Genomic DNA, 288 nt, shown 5'->3' on the forward strand with positions numbered 1-288 from the left:
GCCGCTTGGGCCGCTTGCTCGTCACTGATGTCAGCCACGGCGAAGCGGGCGTTGTCACCCAGCTCGCGGGCCTTGGCCTCGACAGCGTGGGCATTGAGGTCGACCAGCATGACTTTGGCGCCGGCTTCGACCAGCATCTGCGCAGTCGCAGCACCCAGCCCGGAGGCGGCGCCGCTGACGATGAAGTGTTTGTTGGCTATCTGCATGATCGGTTTCCTTTCAAGCGCTGGCAGGGGTGGCCTGTTGCGCGTTTTGTTTGGCGACTTCCTGGTTACGCAGGATGAAGCG

Annotated in this window: 1 protein-coding gene; it reads right to left on the minus strand. The window is 63.2% G+C overall.

Annotation, left to right across the window (positions count from 1 at the left end):
• Nucleotides 1–206: SDR family NAD(P)-dependent oxidoreductase (locus SB765_RS29010; protein ID WP_410932402.1), on the minus strand; the 206-nt coding region annotated here is incomplete at its 3' end.
• Nucleotides 207–288 lie beyond the last annotated feature (82 nt).

It is taken from the genome of Pseudomonas sp. SIMBA_067 (assembly GCF_046534675.1).
Lineage (GTDB): Bacteria > Pseudomonadota > Gammaproteobacteria > Pseudomonadales > Pseudomonadaceae > Aquipseudomonas > Aquipseudomonas putida.